This window comes from Promicromonospora umidemergens, from assembly GCF_024171995.1.
In the GTDB taxonomy this organism is placed as follows: domain Bacteria; phylum Actinomycetota; class Actinomycetes; order Actinomycetales; family Cellulomonadaceae; genus Promicromonospora; species Promicromonospora umidemergens.
The window spans coordinates 361,458-377,347 of record NZ_JAMTCT010000002.1; the positions used below are offsets into that span (position 1 = coordinate 361,458).

Annotated in this window: 18 protein-coding genes and 1 pseudogene; 15 read left to right on the forward strand and 4 right to left on the reverse strand. The window is 73.1% G+C overall.

Annotated elements, in window-relative coordinates; genetic code table 11:
• Positions 1-299, forward strand: a pseudogene (locus APR04_RS05200) (hypothetical protein); the annotation flags it as partial.
• 63 nt (positions 300-362) lie between these two features.
• On the forward strand, positions 363-596 hold the full coding sequence (locus tag APR04_RS05205; protein ID WP_253868335.1) for a hypothetical protein: 234 nt from the start codon (positions 363-365) through the stop codon (positions 594-596).
• 11 nt (positions 597-607) lie between these two features.
• Here APR04_RS05205 and APR04_RS05210 read toward each other — a convergent pair whose 3' ends face one another.
• Entirely contained in the window at positions 608-1,105 is a 498-nt protein-coding gene (locus APR04_RS05210; RefSeq protein ID WP_253868336.1) for a winged helix-turn-helix transcriptional regulator, read from the reverse strand.
• Between the two features lie 92 nt (positions 1,106-1,197).
• On the opposite strand from APR04_RS05210, the gene APR04_RS05215 reads away from it, so the two are divergent.
• From APR04_RS05215 to APR04_RS05235, 5 genes are all read left to right on the forward strand, one after another.
• Positions 1,198-2,052, forward strand: a complete 855-nt coding sequence (locus APR04_RS05215; protein ID WP_253868337.1) for an SDR family oxidoreductase — start codon at positions 1,198-1,200, stop codon at positions 2,050-2,052.
• A 156-nt stretch (positions 2,053-2,208) separates the two neighbouring features.
• Entirely contained in the window at positions 2,209-3,222 is a 1,014-nt protein-coding gene (locus tag APR04_RS05220; protein ID WP_253868338.1) for a zinc-dependent alcohol dehydrogenase family protein, read from the forward strand.
• 69 nt (positions 3,223-3,291) lie between these two features.
• A complete protein-coding gene (locus APR04_RS05225; protein ID WP_253868339.1) occupies positions 3,292-3,993 on the forward strand; it encodes a TetR/AcrR family transcriptional regulator in 702 nt (233 codons plus the stop codon).
• A gap of 51 nt (positions 3,994-4,044) precedes the next feature.
• Positions 4,045-4,920, forward strand: coding sequence for an alpha/beta fold hydrolase (locus APR04_RS05230; protein WP_253868340.1), 876 nt, complete (start codon positions 4,045-4,047; stop codon positions 4,918-4,920).
• The gene (locus APR04_RS05235; protein ID WP_253868341.1) at positions 4,917-5,360 is read left to right on the forward strand and encodes a GbsR/MarR family transcriptional regulator; all 444 of its coding nucleotides are present in this window, start codon (positions 4,917-4,919) and stop codon (positions 5,358-5,360) included. The genes APR04_RS05230 and APR04_RS05235 overlap by 4 nt, the downstream gene beginning before the upstream one ends.
• Before the next feature lie 216 nt (positions 5,361-5,576).
• Here the strand turns inward: APR04_RS05235 and APR04_RS05240 are convergent, their stop codons facing one another.
• The 3 genes from APR04_RS05240 to APR04_RS05250 form a co-directional block, all read right to left on the reverse strand.
• Positions 5,577-7,085: a PepSY-associated TM helix domain-containing protein gene (locus tag APR04_RS05240; RefSeq protein ID WP_253868342.1), complete on the reverse strand. Its 1,509-nt coding sequence runs from the start codon at positions 7,083-7,085 to the stop codon at positions 5,577-5,579.
• A 105-nt stretch (positions 7,086-7,190) separates the two neighbouring features.
• Entirely contained in the window at positions 7,191-7,859 is a 669-nt protein-coding gene (locus APR04_RS05245; protein ID WP_253868343.1) for a hypothetical protein, read from the reverse strand.
• Positions 7,860-7,936: 77 nt separating this feature from the next.
• On the reverse strand, positions 7,937-8,623 hold the full coding sequence (locus APR04_RS05250; RefSeq protein WP_253868344.1) for a FadR/GntR family transcriptional regulator: 687 nt from the start codon (positions 8,621-8,623) through the stop codon (positions 7,937-7,939).
• A gap of 126 nt (positions 8,624-8,749) precedes the next feature.
• Here APR04_RS05250 and APR04_RS05255 point away from each other — a divergent pair, with 126 nt between their 5' ends.
• The 8 genes from APR04_RS05255 (at position 8,750) to APR04_RS05290 (ending at position 15,836) form a co-directional block, all read left to right on the forward strand.
• Positions 8,750-9,361: a gluconokinase gene (locus APR04_RS05255; RefSeq protein WP_253868505.1), complete on the forward strand. Its 612-nt coding sequence runs from the start codon at positions 8,750-8,752 to the stop codon at positions 9,359-9,361.
• Positions 9,361-10,794, forward strand: coding sequence for a GntT/GntP/DsdX family permease (locus APR04_RS05260; RefSeq protein WP_253868345.1), 1,434 nt, complete (start codon positions 9,361-9,363; stop codon positions 10,792-10,794). The genes APR04_RS05255 and APR04_RS05260 overlap by 1 nt, the downstream gene beginning before the upstream one ends.
• A gap of 102 nt (positions 10,795-10,896) precedes the next feature.
• Positions 10,897-11,199: an urease subunit gamma gene (locus tag APR04_RS05265; protein WP_253868346.1), complete on the forward strand. Its 303-nt coding sequence runs from the start codon at positions 10,897-10,899 to the stop codon at positions 11,197-11,199.
• Positions 11,196-11,747 carry an urease subunit beta gene (locus APR04_RS05270; protein WP_253868347.1) on the forward strand — a complete coding sequence of 184 codons (552 nt, stop codon included), beginning with the start codon at positions 11,196-11,198 and terminating at the stop codon, positions 11,745-11,747. Before APR04_RS05265 ends, APR04_RS05270 begins: the two co-directional genes overlap by 4 nt.
• Positions 11,740-13,449, forward strand: coding sequence for an urease subunit alpha (locus APR04_RS05275; RefSeq protein WP_253868348.1), 1,710 nt, complete (start codon positions 11,740-11,742; stop codon positions 13,447-13,449). The genes APR04_RS05270 and APR04_RS05275 overlap by 8 nt, the downstream gene beginning before the upstream one ends.
• Positions 13,449-14,192, forward strand: coding sequence for an urease accessory protein UreF (locus tag APR04_RS05280; RefSeq protein ID WP_253868349.1), 744 nt, complete (start codon positions 13,449-13,451; stop codon positions 14,190-14,192). Before APR04_RS05275 ends, APR04_RS05280 begins: the two co-directional genes overlap by 1 nt.
• Positions 14,182-15,030, forward strand: coding sequence for an urease accessory protein UreG (gene ureG, locus APR04_RS05285; protein ID WP_253868350.1), 849 nt, complete (start codon positions 14,182-14,184; stop codon positions 15,028-15,030). The genes APR04_RS05280 and ureG overlap by 11 nt, the downstream gene beginning before the upstream one ends.
• Complete coding sequence (locus APR04_RS05290; protein ID WP_253868351.1) at positions 15,030-15,836, forward strand: urease accessory protein UreD; 807 nt, start codon at positions 15,030-15,032, stop codon at positions 15,834-15,836. The genes ureG and APR04_RS05290 overlap by 1 nt, the downstream gene beginning before the upstream one ends.
• Positions 15,837-15,890 lie beyond the last annotated feature (54 nt).

Below are 15,890 nucleotides of genomic sequence, written 5' to 3' on the forward strand. Positions count from 1 at the left end.
TGGTCTGCCGGGTCATGGTCTGCCGGGTCATGGTCGCTCGTGTCATGGTCGCTCGTGTCCTGGTGGGCGCAGGCCTGGTGACCTGCCAGCGCCGCGGGCGGCACCGCTACTACTCCGTCGCTGGGGGCGAGGTCGCCACGGCCCTGGAGTCCCTCGGCGTGCTCACCGACGCCGCGCCCGTCTCCGGCTACCGGCGGAGTCGACGGGCCGAGTACCTGGCCGCCGCGCGGTTCTGCTACGACCACCTCGCCGGGCGGCTCGGCACCGGCCTGACCGACGCCTGGGTCCGGTCCGGCTAGCTCGCCGGCCGGGACGAGCTCGCCCTGACCGGTGCCGGTGCCGTCGGCCTGCGGGAGGTCGGGGTGGACGTCGACGGCGCCGTCACCGCCCGCCGCGCCACGACGCGGGCGTGCCTCGACTGGACCGAGCGGCGTCCCCACCTGGCGGGGGCGCTGGGCACCGCGGTCGGCTCCCGGTTCCTCTCCGCTGGATGGGTCGCCCGTCACCGGTCCGGTCGCGGGCTGGACGTCACCGCGGCAGGGCGGGAGCTGGTCCGGACGGCGTGGGGCCTCGACCTGGCCGGCGGCGGCACCTGACCCGAGCGGGGTCAGCGGTCCGTGATGGCTCCGGCCGCCGCCGCGGCGTCGGACTCCTGCGCCGGTGACCACGCACCCTCGGCCGCCGTCTCCTCCAGGAGATCGGCGAGGGCCCGCAGCTTCTGGGTCACCCGTTCGCCGAGCGGCGTCAGCGAGTACTCCACGCGGGGCGGGATCGTCGTGACGACGTCGCGCGCGACCATGCCGTCCCGTTCCAGGGCCTGCAACGTCTGGGACAGCATCTTCTCGCTGACCCCCTCGACGCGGCGGCGCAGCGCGTTGAACCGGTAGCCGCCCTCCCCGAGCGCGAGCAGGGCGAGCGAGGCCCACTTGGACGTGACGACCTCGAACGCGGCCCGCGAGGTGCAGCCGCGCGCGAAGACGTCGGTCACCAGCTCCTGCGGGGGTCCGACGGCGCGGCCGTCCCCTGGCGGGCCGTCGGGCTCCAGGCCGTCGGGCTCCAGGCCGTCGGGCTCCAGGCCCTCGGGCTCCAGGTCGGCGATGCTCACGGGACCAGGGTACCGCTCCACGCTCGGAATATGGTGTACTTTCGATTCGTTAGTGCTAGCCGATCGCAACTACCCAAGCAATGGAGAGTGTCATGACCGTCTACGCCGTCACCGGAGCCACCGGACGCCTCGGACGCCTCGTCGTCGAGGAGCTCCTGTCCCGCGGTGTCCCCGCCGCCGACCTGGTCGCCGTGGTCCGCACGCCCAGCAAGGCCGCCGACCTCGCCGAGCGTGGCGTCCAGGTGCGCGAGGGCGACTACTCGCGCCCCGAGACCCTGCCGGCGGCCCTGGCGGGCGTGCAGCGGCTGCTGCTGATCTCCGGGAGCGAGCCGGGTGGGCGCGTGGCCCAGCACACCGCGGTGGTCGACGCCGCGAAGGTCGCCGGCGTGGAGCGCATCACCTACACCAGCATCCTGAAGGCGGACGACACCACCAACCCGCTCGCGGGCGAGCACCAGGCCACCGAGCAGGTGCTGCGCGCGTCCGGCATCCCCGTCACCCTGCTGCGCAACGGCTGGTACACCGAGAACTACACCGAGCAGCTGGAGCAGTACCGCCAGCGGGGCGAGATCGTGGGCGCAGCAGCCGGCGGCAAGGTCTCGGCCGCCCCGCGCGCCGACTTCGCGGCAGCGGCTGCGGCGGCGCTCCTGGCCGACTCCGACGGCGACGTCGTCCACGAGCTCGGCGGGCCAGCGTTCGACTTCGCCGAGCTCGCCGCGACGATCAGCGACGTCACGGGCACCAAGGTGGCCTACCGCGACCTCTCCGTGGCGGACTACGAGGCCGAGCTGCAGCAGCACGGGCTCGACGCCGGCACCGCCGGGTTCGTGGCCGGCATCGACGCCTCGATCGCCGCGGGCGACCTGGCGACCGGCAGCGACGATCTGGCCCGCCTCCTGGGCCGCCCGGCCACGCCGCTGGCCGACGTGGTCCGCGCGGCGGTCTGACTGGGTCTGAGCACCAGCTGTGGTCGTCAGTTCGTCAGGTAGTCGGCAGCCCGAGCTGCCGACCACCTGACGGATTGCCGACCACTCGTGCCCGGCCCGGCGCCCGGCGCCCGGCCCCGGCCCCGCGCACGGCTCCGGAGCGTGTTGAATGGGCGCATGCGAGGAGCAATCATTCATGGCCCTGGGGACGTCCGCTTCGAGGAGCGGCCCGACCCCGTCATCGTGGAGCCCACCGACGCCGTCGTCCGTACCGTCGCCTCCTGCGTCTGCGGCTCGGACCTGTGGCGCTACCGAGGTATCTCACGGGTCAAGCGGCCCACTCCGATCGGCCACGAGTACGTCGGCGTCGTCGAGGAGATCGGTACCGCGGTCACCACGGTCAAGCCGGGAGACTTCGTGGTCGGCGGGTTCAAGCACAGCGACAACACCTGCGCGGTGTGCCGCAAGGGCATGCAGGCCAACTGCCTGCACGGGGGCGGGTTCGACGGCTGCCAGGCCGAGAAGATCCGCATCCCGAACGCGGACGGCACCCTGCTCGCCACCCCCGGCGAGCCGGACGCCGAGCTGATCCCGAGCCTGCTGAGCCTCTCCGACGTGATGTGCACCGGCTGGCACGCGGCGGTCTCCGCCGGGGTCGGGCCGGGCTCGAGCGTCGTGGTGGTGGGCGACGGCGCCGTCGGGCTGAGCGGGGTGCTGGCCGCTGCGCAGCTCGGCGCCACCACGATCATCGCGATGAGCCGGCACGAGTCCCGCCAGAAGGTGGCCGAGGAGTTCGGCGCGACCCACATCGTCGCGGAGCGCGGCGAGCAGGGCCTGGCGCAGGTGCTCGAGCTCACCGAGGGCATCGGCGCCGACGCGGTGCTGGAGTGCGTCGGCACCGAGGAGGCCCGGGCGCAGTCGGTGGAGCTGGTGCGCCCCGGCGGCACGATCGGCCTGGTCGGCGTGCCGCACGGGGACCTGCCCACCGACACCCTCTTCTGGGGGAACAAGGGCATCCGCGGCGGGGTCGCCCCGGTGCGGGCCTATCTTCCGCACCTCCTGGACCTGGTGTGGAAGCGCGAGATCGACCCGGGGAAGGTCTTCGACCTCACCCTGCCGCTGTCCGAGGTGGCCGACGCCTACCGCGCGATGGACGAGCGGCGCGCGATCAAGGTGCTGCTGCAGAGCTGACGGCGGGCCGGTGCGATCATGGTCGGGACACTAGTGGAACAACCTGTCCGTTTCGGCGAAGTGAGTGCGATGACGACCCCTTTGACCTCGGCGCCCGTCCCTGGGACGTCTGGCCCCGATGGGTCCGCCCCCCGGCCGCCCGAACCTGCCCGGCCCCCGCGCGACCTGCGTTCCGACGCGCGCGACAACCGCGAGCGCATCCTCCAGGTGGCCCGCACGACGTTCGCGGCGGAGGGCATCGGCGTCTCGATGCGTGAGGTGGCGCGGCGCGCCGGCGTCGGCCCGGCGACGCTGTACCGGCGCTTCCCTACCAAGGAGGCGCTGGTCACCGAGGCGTTCGGCGAGCAGATGGTGCGGTGCACCACGATCGCCGAGGACGGCCTCGCGGATCCCGACGCGTGGCGCGGGCTTCGCACGGTGATCGAGCAGGTGTGCGTCCTGCACGCCCTCGACCGGGGCTTCACCGCCGCGTTCGTCACGGCCTTCCCTCGGGCCGTCGACTTCACCGAGGAGCGCACCCGGGTCCTGCGGTCGCTGGCCGAGCTGGTCCAGCGCGCCAAGGACTCCGGCGACCTGCGCCGCGACTTCGTGCTGGACGACCTGATCATGCTGATCATGGCCAACTCCGGCATCCGGGCCGCTTCGCGTGAGGCCGCCGCGGCGTCGTCGCGCCGGTTCGCGGCGCTGGCTATCCAGTCGATCAGCGCCCGCCCGGCCGTCGGGCCGCTGCCGCCCGCCGTGCGGCTCCCGCTGATGGCCGCCATGCACTGACCCGGGCGCTCTTGGCACCCCGCCCTCGCCAACCTGCACTATATTCAGAGAATGGTGAATCTGACCGAGTCCCTCCCACGGCCCGGCGCCACGATCCGGTTCGCCGACTCCGGTGGCCCAGGGCGCCCCGTGGTGCTCAGCCACGGCGCCGGTGTCGACCACACGATGTTCGAGCCCCAGCTCCCGGTGCTGCGCGACGCCGGCTACCGCGTGATCGTCTGGGACCTGCGCGGGCACGGCGCCTCCGCGCTGGACGCCGGCACCCGGTTCACCGCCGACGACGCGCTCGACGACCTGGCGGCGCTGCTCGACCGGCTCGGGCTGGACGAGCACGCGCCCGGCATCCCGGGGGCCGACGACCTCCGGCGCGACCGGCCGGTGCTCGTCGGCCACTCACTGGGCGGCAACCTCGCGCAGGCGCTCGTGCGGAGAGCGCCGGAGCGGGTCGGCGGCCTCGTGGTGCTCGACTCGGCCTGGAACGCCGGCCCGCTCGGCCGCCTCGAACGGCTGGCGCTCCATTTTGCCGCACCCATGCTCTCGGCGATCCCGGCGTCCCGGCTGCCCGGCCTGATGGCCCGCGCCTCGGCCGTGCACCCTGCGGCGGTCGCGCAGTCGGAGGCGCTGTTCGCGCGGATGCCGAAGGAGACGTTCCTCGACGTCTGGCGGGCCACCGTCAGCCTCGTCGACCCGCAGCCGGGCTACCGCACGCCGGTCCCGCTCGGCCTCATCAGGGGCGCTGAGGACCGCACGGGGAACATCGCCACCGCCATGCCCCGCTGGGCCGCGGCCGAGGGCGTCCCCGAGCACGTCGTCGCGGACGCGGGGCACATCGTCACGCTCGACGCACCCGACGCCGTGAACGACATTCTTCTGGCCCTCCTGGCGACCATGGGCGCAAGGACCGGCGAGAGCCCGGCCACGCCATGACCGATAAGCACGCCGAGGAGCGCGACCAGTTCGTCAACGCGATGGGCGACATCCTCGCGTCCTGGAACCTCTCCCGGTCCACCGGGCGCACCTACGGCTACCTGCTGGTCCGCGCTACCCCGGCGTCGTCCGACGAGCTCCGTGTCGGGCTCGGGCTCAGCGCCGGCGCGGTCAGCACCGCCATGCGGGAGCTGGTCTCCTGGGGTCTGGCCCGGACGATCCCGCAGGCCGGGAGCCGCCGGCTGCTCATCGAGGCAGCCGGCGGCTTCGAGCAGCTGCTCGCGGCCAGCCAGGAACGTTCCCGCGCGTTCATCCGCACCCTCCGGTCGGGCCGGAGCCTCACGGAGGACGCCCGCGCCGCGAGCCGCCTGGACGCGGTGACCGACCTCTTCGAGGCCTACGTCGACGCCGGCGAGCGCATGCTTCGCGACCGCGGCTGACGCCCTGCCGGCCGGAGTGGCCGGCCGGCCGGGCCAACTGGCCTGCCGGAGTGGCTGGGGCACGGTGTGCTGTTGTGGCAGGTGCCGGGTGGGCTGAATCCTGTTCACCTCAGGCTGGTCTCCGCCAGCTCACCTGAACTGTTCGGCTCTGGTGAATCTGGCGGGGCCAGGGTGAACGATCTTCAGCAGACCCGGCACCTACGCCCTGGGCTCACCTCACCCCCGACCGGCCCCCGACCGGCCCGGCCTTCTGAGGAGGCCGACGAGGACGTCCGCGACGACGAACCCGGCGAGCGTCCAGCCGACCAGCGGCAGCCACCAGCCGATGGCGACGGCCGCGCCGAGCACGGCGGCGATCCCCCACCACGGCGCACCACGCAGCACGCCCCGCTGCGGCGGGGTCCCGCCCAGCGTGCGCGGCTCGCGCGTCGGACGCCGCTTCCACCACATGAGGTAGCCCAGCACCACCATCGTGGCGATGCCGCTCGCGAGCAGGAACAGCACCAGCTGGTTGGGCAGGCCGAACAGCGAGCCCATGTGCGCGTCGATCCCCCACCGGGCGAGCTTCGCCGCCAGCGGGAACTCGGCGAAGTCGACGCGGTGGAGGACCTGCATCGTGTCGGGGTCGACCGCCACCGCGTCGACCTCGGTCGGGTAGCTGCGCTGGATCTCCTGCACCACCCAGGCGGTACCTGGCTCGGTCGGCGGCGTGATCTCGACCAGGCCGGTGTTGATGTTCACCGCCTGTGCGGTCGCGAGGACGGCGTCGAGCATGGCGGGATCAGCAGCGCCACCAGCCCCACCGGCCCCGCCGGTCCCGCCGGTCTCGTCGGCGCCCCCGTGGTGGGCGTGCTCCCCTCCGCCGTCGTCCTCCGCCGCGCCCTGCTCCGCGCCACCGCCCGGCAGCCGCGCGTCCACCGCGGGCGTCCCCCAGTCGAACGCCGCCCGCAGGGTGTCCACGTTGCTGCCAGCGTGCTGCGACCAGGTGATACCCGTCGCCGAGAGGAACAACGCCCCGAGCAGCACCCAGATGCCGACGGAGGTGTGCCAGGTGAACAGGCGCCGGTAGCCGGAGCGCCCGCGGCCGGGCCGCACGAAGTCCTTCTTGGTGCGGGACTTCCGGATGCGCCGGATCCAGAGCCCGAGGCCCGCGAGCGCCACGATCCCGAGCCAGGAGGCGGCGAGCTCGCTGTAGAGCCGGCCGACGTCGCCGAGGTGGAGGTTGCGGTGCAGCTGGTCGAGCCAGGTGCGCAGCGGCAGGGCGCCGCTGGTGCCGTAGACGGTGAGGTCGCCGCGGACCTCACCGGTGCCGGGGTCGACGAACACGGCGCGGGACTCGCTCTCGCCGAGCTCGTCGTCGGCGAACATGATCCGGGTGGTGTCCCCGGGCTCGGGGGCAGGGCGCACCGCCGTCGGCGTCGCCGCGGCGTCGCCGATGTGGCTGCGGGCGATCTCGGTCTGCTCGGCCAGGGTCAGCCGCGTGTCCGTGACGGGGGCGTGCAGCTCGTGCTGGTAGACACCCTGCTCGATCGCGGGTGTCAGGGCGTACAGCGCGCCGCTGACCGCGGCGACGAGGATGAACGGGCCCACGAGGAGACCGGCGTAGAAGTGCAGCCGGAGCAGCAGGGCGCCGAACCAGCGGGGGCGCCCCTCGGGCCGGCTGGGTCCGGGCGGTGGCGGGTGCTCCCGGTCGCTCTCGGGTGTGGCGGAGACGGTGGTGGTCATGATGGGTGTCGCTTTCGGGTCCTGAGGGCAGCACCGACGGCTCCCGCCCGGGCGCGTCCAGGCAGGACGGCGGGCGCGGCAGAGCTGGTCGGTGCTCGGAAGAGGTCAGATCGCGAGCACGGCCGGCGGTCCCCGCCGTCGCGACTCCGACACCTCAGGACGAGCGGGTACGGAACCGGTGAACCAGTCGGGCGCCGTCACGCGCACGACGGGGAACAGCGGGACTGCGCCCGCCGGGGCGGCGAGGCGGTGGCGCAGCCAGTCGGCCGTGCGCCCGGCCAGCTCCCGCAGGCGGGACAGCACGCACTCGCTGCTGTACAGGGCGGCCACGGTCACCGCCGCCGCGAGGCCGTGCCAGCACCACATGGTCGCGTCCGCGCCGATCAAGGAGCCGGTCAGGGAGAAGGGCGCGGCCCCGGCCGACGACGGCGCGAGCGCGCCGTGCAGGCCGTGCCCCGTCGGATGCCCCGTCGGATGGCCCGCCGCCACGGCTCCAGCGGCAGCCGACGTTCCCGGAGCACCCGCCACGAACAGCGTGTGGAACAGGACCTGGCTCGCCACGACGGACGTCGTCGTCCGCCACAGCGACACCCGGCGGGCCGCGAGCGCCGTGCACAGCGTCAGCGACAGCACCCACGGCACGAGGATCCCGAGCCAGCCCGGCATCGCGCCGCCCCCCAGGAGGTGGGAGAGCAGCGCGGCCGCCGTCGCCGCCGACGCCACGACGGGGCCCCGCGCGTCGCGGAGCCGTCGGGGCCGGTGGGTCAGGGGCACGGCGACATTCTGGTGCACCGGGGGTAGGCCTGCCCAGGGCTCACAACGATTAAGCGGTCGCGCCGTCGGGCGAAGGTCTAACCGAGTGCCCCGCGCACCTCGCGGACGATCCGCGCCATCGCCTCCTCGGCGGCCGCGCCGTCGCCCCTGGCGACGGCGAGCGCCACCGCCTCGTGCGCGTCCAGGGCCTCCGGCTCGGGGTGGGCGGGCATCAGGCCGAGGTGGGTGCGCCCGGAGATGACGACGGCGACGACGTCGGCGAGCGCGCTGAACAGCTCGTTGCCGCTGGACCGCATGAGGAGCTCGTGCAGCCGGATGTCCAGCGCGAGGAACTCCTCGCCGTCGCCGTGCCCGGCCTCTCCGAGCTCGCGCAGCCGGCGTGCGGTCGCGACCAGCTCGTCGCGGACGGCGGCTGAGGCGCCGCGCGCCGCGCACGCCGCGGCGAGGGGTTCGACCGCCTGGCGCAGCTCGGTGAGCGAGCGCAGCTGCGAGGCGCGACCCGGCCCGGCCAGCCGCCACTCGATGACCCGGGGGTCGAGCACGTTCCAGGCGTCGTGAGGCAGGACGACGATGCCGACGCGCGGGCCGGAACGGACCAGGCCGAGCGCCTCGAGCAGCCGCATCGCCTCGCGCGCCACCGTGCGCGACACCTCGAACTCGGCGCCGATCCCGTCCAGCGTCAGCACCGCCCCTGCAGACAGCTCACCACCGGTGATGCGGCGGCCCAGGGCCTCGAGGACTGGGCTGTGCAGCACTGGGGGCATCGTCCAAGAATAGGGCGGTGCCGGGCCGCCGTCGGCGCGCCGCCTATTGGTGACATGAATCACGCGTTAATGGTGTCACCAATGGGTGAGGATGGGTGCATGGACACAGAAGTCACCGAGACAGCGATGTTCTCGACCCACACAGCTGAGACACCGAGCGGCGGGGCGGACCGCAGACCCAGGGCGATCGTCGTCATGGGCGTGGCCGGTTCGGGCAAGACGACCGTCGCCGCCCTCCTGGCCGGCCGCCTCGGCGCGTCGTTCGCGGAGGGCGACGACTTCCACTCGCCCGCGAACGTCGCCAAGATGGCCGCCGGCCACCCGCTGGACGACGACGACCGCTGGCCGTGGCTGCGCGGGATCCGGGACTGGTTCGCGGCGGAGCTCGGCGAAGGACGCAGCGCGGTGGTGCCGTGCAGCGCGCTCCGGCGGAGCTACCGCGACCTGCTGGAGACCGCCGGCGACGTGCGGTTCGTGCACCTCACCGGTTCGTACGACCTGCTCCGCGAGCGCATCCAGGGCCGCGCCGGGCACTTCATGAAGCCCAAGATGCTCGACAGCCAGCTCGCCACGCTGGAGCCGCTCGCCGACGACGAGCCGGGTACGGCCGTCGACATCGGCCCGCGGCCGGACCAGATCGTCGACGAGGTCCTGCGCCTCCTGGACGAGCCCGCCGGCGCGCGCGAGCCCGTCGCACCGGCCGCTGCCGGGCCCCGCACCGAGCCCGAGGACCGCTGATGCTCCACACCGACCTGCTCGCCCAGGGCGCCGTAGCAGCGGCCGCCCTCCCCCAGGCGGCCGACGCCGCCCCGACGGCCTCAACGCCACAGCTCGTCATCGCCGCGGTGGCCGGTATCGCCGTCATCATCGTGCTCATCGTCTGGCTCAAGATGCACCCGTTCCTGGCCCTGGTGCTCGGGTCGGGCGTGCTCGCGGTGACGGCGGGCATCGGCCTCACCGACACGTTCACCAGCTTCTCCGCGGGCCTCGGGTCGACGGTCGCCGGGGTCGGCGTGCTCATCGCGCTCGGCGCGATCATCGGCAAGCTGCTCATCGACTCGGGCGGCGCCGACCGCATCGTCGACACGATCCTCGACCGGACCCCGGCCAAACGACTGCCCTGGGCCATGGCGCTCATCGCCTTCGTAGTCGGCATCCCCCTGTTCTTCGAGGTGGGCGTCGTGCTGCTCATCCCGGTCGTGATGATCGTGGCGCGCCGCATGCGCACCAACCCCGTCCTGGTCGGCATCCCGGCACTCGCCGGGCTCTCCGCGCTGCACGGCCTGGTGCCGCCGCACCCGGGGCCGCTGCTGGCGATCGAGGCGCTCGGTGCCGACCTGGGCATCACCCTCGGGCTCGGCCTGCTCGTCGCTGTCCCGACCGTGATCGTCGCCGGCCCCCTGCTGGCCGTCCCGCTCACCCGCTGGGTGCGGCTCGCGCCGCCGGTCAGCATCCTTGGCATGTCCGACGACGCCGGCCTGCCGAACGCCACCGCCGGCCTGCGCAAGCCCACCTTCGGCATGTCGGTGCTGGTCGTGCTCCTGCCGGTGCTGCTCATGCTGGCGCGCTCCGTCGTCGAGATCGCCGGTGCCACCGAGACGGGCTACGGGACCGTGCTGGAGTTCCTCGGCGAGCCGCTCGTCGCCCTGCTGCTCACGGCGCTCTTCGCGCTGTTCGCCTTCGGCACCGCCGTCGGGCGCACGCGTCAGCAGCTCGGTGACCTGGTCGGCTCGTCGTTCGCGCCGATCGCCGGGATCCTGCTCATCGTCGGCGCCGGTGGCGGCTTCAAGCAGACGCTCGTGGACTCGGGCGTGGGCGAGGTCATCGCCTCCGGCATCGCCGACGCCGGGATCACCCCACTCCTGGCCGGCTGGCTCGTCGCCGCGCTGATCCGCATCGCCACCGGTTCCGCCACCGTCGCGACCATCACCGCCGCCGGCATCATGGCGCCCCTCGCCACCGGCCTCGAGCCCACCCACGCGGCGCTGCTCGTGCTCGCCATCGGCGCGGGCTCCGTGTTCCTCTCCCACGTGAACGACGCCGGTTTCTGGCTCGTCAAGGAGTACTTCGGCATGACGGTGGGCCAGACGTTCAAGACCTGGACCCTCATGGAGTCGGTGCTGTCGGTCGTCGCACTCCTGGTGGTGCTCCTCCTCGGGGCGGTCGTCTAGGACCCGCTCCACCGGGGCGGCAGAGCCGCTGGCCCTGCCGCCCCGGCCGCCCGGTGCTACGTTGAGCCGGAGATCGAACCGCCGCCGGCGCCGGGAGGTTTCATGTTTCTGAGCGTGCACGAACAAGAACGGCTGATGATCTACGCGGCCGGAAAGCTGGCGCTGGAACGCAAGGACCGAGGGCTGAAGCTCAACTTCCCCGAGGCCACCGCCGTCATCACGGGGTTCCTGCTGGAGGGCGCGCGGGACGGCGACTCCGTGGCCGACCTCATGGAAGCCGGCCGGCACGTCCTGGGCCGCGACGACGTGATGGAAGGCGTCCCGGAGATGCTCGCCCAGGTACAGGTCGAGGCGACGTTCCCCGACGGCACCAAGCTCGTCACCGTGACGGCGCCGATCCAATGACCGACCGCAGCGGCAACCCGTTCGCGAACCCGCAGCTCGACCCGGGCCGGCGCCCCACCCGGCAGCAGCACGCCTCGGACGACCCGGGCCGCGACTACCCCACGGACGACTCCGACAGTGCGGCACCGTCCCGGTCGTCCGGACCGAGCGGCCCCAGCGAGCCGCGCAGGGCAGGAACCGGCGAACGCCAGGCCGCACGCCGACAGTCCGACCGGCTGTTGCGGGACGCCGACCCGCTGATCCCCGGCGAGATCCTCCATGCCAAGGACGACGTGCCGATCAACGTGGGGATGCCTGTCACCACGATCCGGGTGGAGAACACCGCGGACCGGCCGATCCAGGTGGGCTCGCACTTCCATTTCGCCGAGGTCAACGCGGCGCTGCAGCTCGACCGTCAGGCCGCGTGGGGGCAGCGGCTGAACGTCGTGTCCGGGGGCTCGGTACGGTTCGAGCCCGGAGCCGCCGAAGAGGTCCAGCTCGTGCCGATCCGGGGCAGACGGATCGTCCGTGGCCTGCGCGGCCTGTGTGGGGGGAGCCTCGATGCCTGAGATCTCGCGCTCCGAGTATGTCGCCTCGTACGGGCCGACCGTCGGCGACCGGATCCGGCTCGCCGACACCAACCTCCTCATCGAGGTCGAGGAGGACCTGGGGTCCGGCGGGGACGAGGCGGTGTTCGGCGGCGGCAAGTCGATCCGCGAGTCCATGGGCCAGTCGGCAGCGACCCGGGCGGAGGGCACTCCTGACCTGGTGGTCACCGGCGTGGTCATCCTGGACCACTGGGGCGTCATCAAGGCGGACGTCGGCGTGCGGGACGGCCGGTTCACCGCGATCGGCAAGTCCGGGAACCCCGACACGATGGACGGCGTCCACCCGGACCTGGTGATCGGGCCGTCGACCGAGATCATGTCGGGCAACGGCCTGATCATGACCGCCGGCACCATCGACACCCACGTCCACCTGGTCGGCCCCGACATGCTGGAGGTGGCCCTGGCCGCCGGGACCACGACGGTCCTCGGCGGCGGCACCGGCCCGGCCGAGGGCTCGAAGGCGACCCTCACCACGCCGGGCGCATGGTGGATGGAGCGCATGCTGGAGAGCCTCGACGGCTGGCCGGTCAACGTCCTGCTGCTCGGCCGGGGCAACACGATGTCCCACGAGGCGATGTACGAACAGCTGCGCGCCGGCGTCGGCGGCTTCAAGGTCCATGAGGACTGGGGAGCCACCCCCGCCGTCATCGACGCGGCGCTCACCGTCGCCGACGAGTCCGGGGTCCAGGTGGCCATCCATTCCGACACCCTCAACGAGGCCGGTTTCGTCGAGGACATGATGCGTGCCGTCGCTGGTCGGACGTTCCACTCCTTCCACACCGAGGGCGCGGGCGGTGGCCATGCCCCCGACATCATCCGGATCGCCGGTGAGGCGAACGTGCTGCCCGCCTCGACCAACCCGACCCGGCCGTTCACGGTGAACACCGTCGACGAGCACCTCGACATGGTGATGGTGGCCCATCACCTCAACCCGCAGGTCCCCAACGACCTGGCCTTCGCCGAGAGCCGGGTCCGGGCCGGCACCATCGCCGCAGAAGACGTGCTGCAGGACCTCGGCGCGCTGTCGATCATGTCGTCCGACGCCCAGGCCATGGGCCGGATCGGCGAGGTCGTCATCCGGACCTGGCAGACCGCCCACCAGATGAAGAAGCTTCGCGGCTCGTTGCCCGGCGACGGGCACGCCGACAACCACCGCGCCCGGCGGTACGTCGCCAAGTACACGATCTGCCCCGCGGTGGCCCACGGCCTGGAACAGGAGATCGGCTCCATCGCGGTCGGCAAGCTCGCGGACTTCGTGCTCTGGCAGCCGGCTCTGTTCGGGGTGCGTCCGACAGCCGTGTTCAAGGGTGGCTTCGCCGCGGTGGCCGCGCTCGGCGATCCGAACGCCTCCATCCCGACGCCGCAGCCGGTGTCCGAGCGGCTCGGGTTCAGCGTCGGCACCCGGACGGCCGCCGCGACCAGCTTCGCGTTCGTCTCGGAGGTCGCGATCGAGGACAAGCTGGCGGAGCGGCTGGACATCGACCGGCCGCTGGTGGCCATCGCGAACTGCCGCGGACGTACCAAGGCCGACCTGCCGGAGAACACCGCCCTGCCGCGGATCGAGGTCGACGCCAACACGTACGCGGTGACGGTCGACGGCGAGCTGATCGAGCACGAGCCCGCGAGCCATCTGCCGATGGCCCAACGCTACTTCCTGTTCTGATGGGCACTGTTCAGACGGGCACCCCGATGGCCGACCTGACCGGGCTCCCCGCCCTGATGCAGCTGGCCGACGGGCGTTTCCCCACCGGCGGGCACGCACACTCGGGCGGGTTCGAGGCCGCGGCCCAGCGGGAAGGTATCAACGACCTACCGGCGATGGAGGAGTTCCTGATCGGCCGGTTGCGGACGACCGGCCTGGTCGCCGCGGCGTTCACTGCCGCGGCCTGTCAGTACTTCCACCAGGCGATGGCAGCCGACCAGGGGGCGAGCCTGCTGGACCGGCTGGCGCCGCTGGGCCGGGAGCTCGACGCGCGCACGCCGTCGCCGGTTCTGCGCACGGTGTCGCGGCGCCTGGGCCGTCAGCTGATCAGGACCGGCCGGGTGGTCTGGCCGCATCAGGGACTTGACCGGCTCGCCAGCGTTCCCGGCCAGGGCGTGCACCAGCCGGTCGGTCTGGGAGCCGTGGCGGCGGCAGCCGGCCAGCCCCCCGCGCACGCGGCGGTCGCGGCGGCGCAGGAGTCGATCGCCGGGCCGGCCACCGCCGCGGTCCGGCTGCTGGGCCTCGACCCGTTCGCCGTCAACGCGGTCGTCGCGCGGCTGGGCGCCGAGGTCGTCCGGGTCGCGTCCGAAGCAACCGGGCCGGCCGACGGCCCGGCGTCCGCCCTGCCGGCCAGTGCCGGATACCTGCTCGACGTCTCGGCGGAGTTCCATGCGACCTGGGAGGTGCGTCTCTTTGCCAGCTGACCAGCACGACCACGACCACAACCACGAGCACGAGCACGAGCACGAGCACGAGCACGACCGCAGTCAGGATCATCACCACGGGCACGATCACGACGGGCACGATCGTCACGACGAGCACGAGCACGACTCGTCGGTGCTGGTCCGGCCGAGCGGCGAGGACCCGCACACCCTGCGCGCGACCCCGCCCCACGTCCACCGCGACACCCTGGAGCCGCTGGGCCGCGAGACCCGGCGTGCGTTGCGGGTGGGCATCGGCGGACCTGTCGGGTCCGGCAAGACCGCGTTGGTCGCGGCGCTGTGCCGGACCCTCAACCCTGAGCTGGCTATCGCGGTCGTCACCAACGACATCTACACCACCGAGGACGCGGACTTCCTGCTGCGCAACGGCGTCCTGCCGTCCGAACGGATCACCGCGGTGGAGACCGGAGCCTGCCCGCACACCGCCATCCGGGACGACATCTCGACCAACCTGGAGGCGATCGAGGAGCTGGAGCAGAAGCTGCCGCCGTTGGACCTGGTCCTGGTCGAGAGCGGCGGGGACAATCTCACGGCGACGTTCAGCCGGGGCCTGATCCATCGGCAGATCTTTGTCATCGATGTCGCGGGCGGAGACAAGGTGCCGCGCAAGGGCGGGCCAGGCGTATCGACGTCGGACCTGTTGGTGATCAACAAGATCGACCTGGCGCCCATGGTCCACGCCGACCTGGCCGTGATGGACCGCGACGCCAAGGCCAAGCGGGGCGACCTGCCGGTACTGTTCACCTCTCTGACCGAAGACCCGACCGCCGCGACGGTGACCGCCTGGATCCGCGAAAAGCTGGCCGAGCACCAGCGTTGATGCGCGCGCACGCGAAGCTCGGGGTACGGCTGCGTCCGGGCGCCCAGGACACGCCGCGGAGCCACGTGTCCCGGCTGCGCTCGCACGGGCCGCTGGTGCTGCGGCCCACCGGCGAGCGGCTGCCCGGCTGGTTGTCCCGGTGGGGGGCCGACCCGGTCGACGGTGTGACGGTCCGGCTCGCCGCGGGCGCTGCCGGGCCGCTGGGCGGCGACCACTGGCGGCTCGACGTCGAGGTCGGCGACGGCGCGGCCCTGCAGCTGGGTGCGGTCTCCGCGTCCCTGGTGCTGCCGGGGGCGCATGCCGCCCGGTCGCTCAGCGAGACCACGATCTCGGTGGGCGCTGACGCGATGCTCGTCTGGTCGCCCGCCGCCCAGATCGCGGCGGCGGGCTGCCGGCACGCCGGGCTCAGCCGGATCGACCTGGCACCGGGCGCTCGGCTGTGCGCCCGGGAGGAGGTGGTGATCGGTCGGTACGGCGAGGAGCCCGGCGACTTCGCCCAGCGGCTGCGGGTCACCCGCAGCGGCGAGGCGCTGTACGACCAGGAGCTGGCGGTGGGAGCCGCGTCCGCCGGCTGGAACAGCCCGGCGGTGGTCGCCGACCGGAAGGCACTCGGCTCGATCGTCGTCGTCGATCCCGCGACCACGAACCTCGACCTCTTCACGGCCGCGGTCTCCCCGGACGTGCCGGACACCGCCGTCATGCGGCTGGCGCCCGATGCGGTGCTCATCACGAGTCTGGCGCCGGACATGATCAGCCTCCGTCACCGGCTGAGCACGACGTTCGCCGGCTTCGCTGCGACGCGCTGAGTGCGGGGTATCTGCTGGGTCCATGGTCGCTGACCCAGCAGATACCCCGCACTC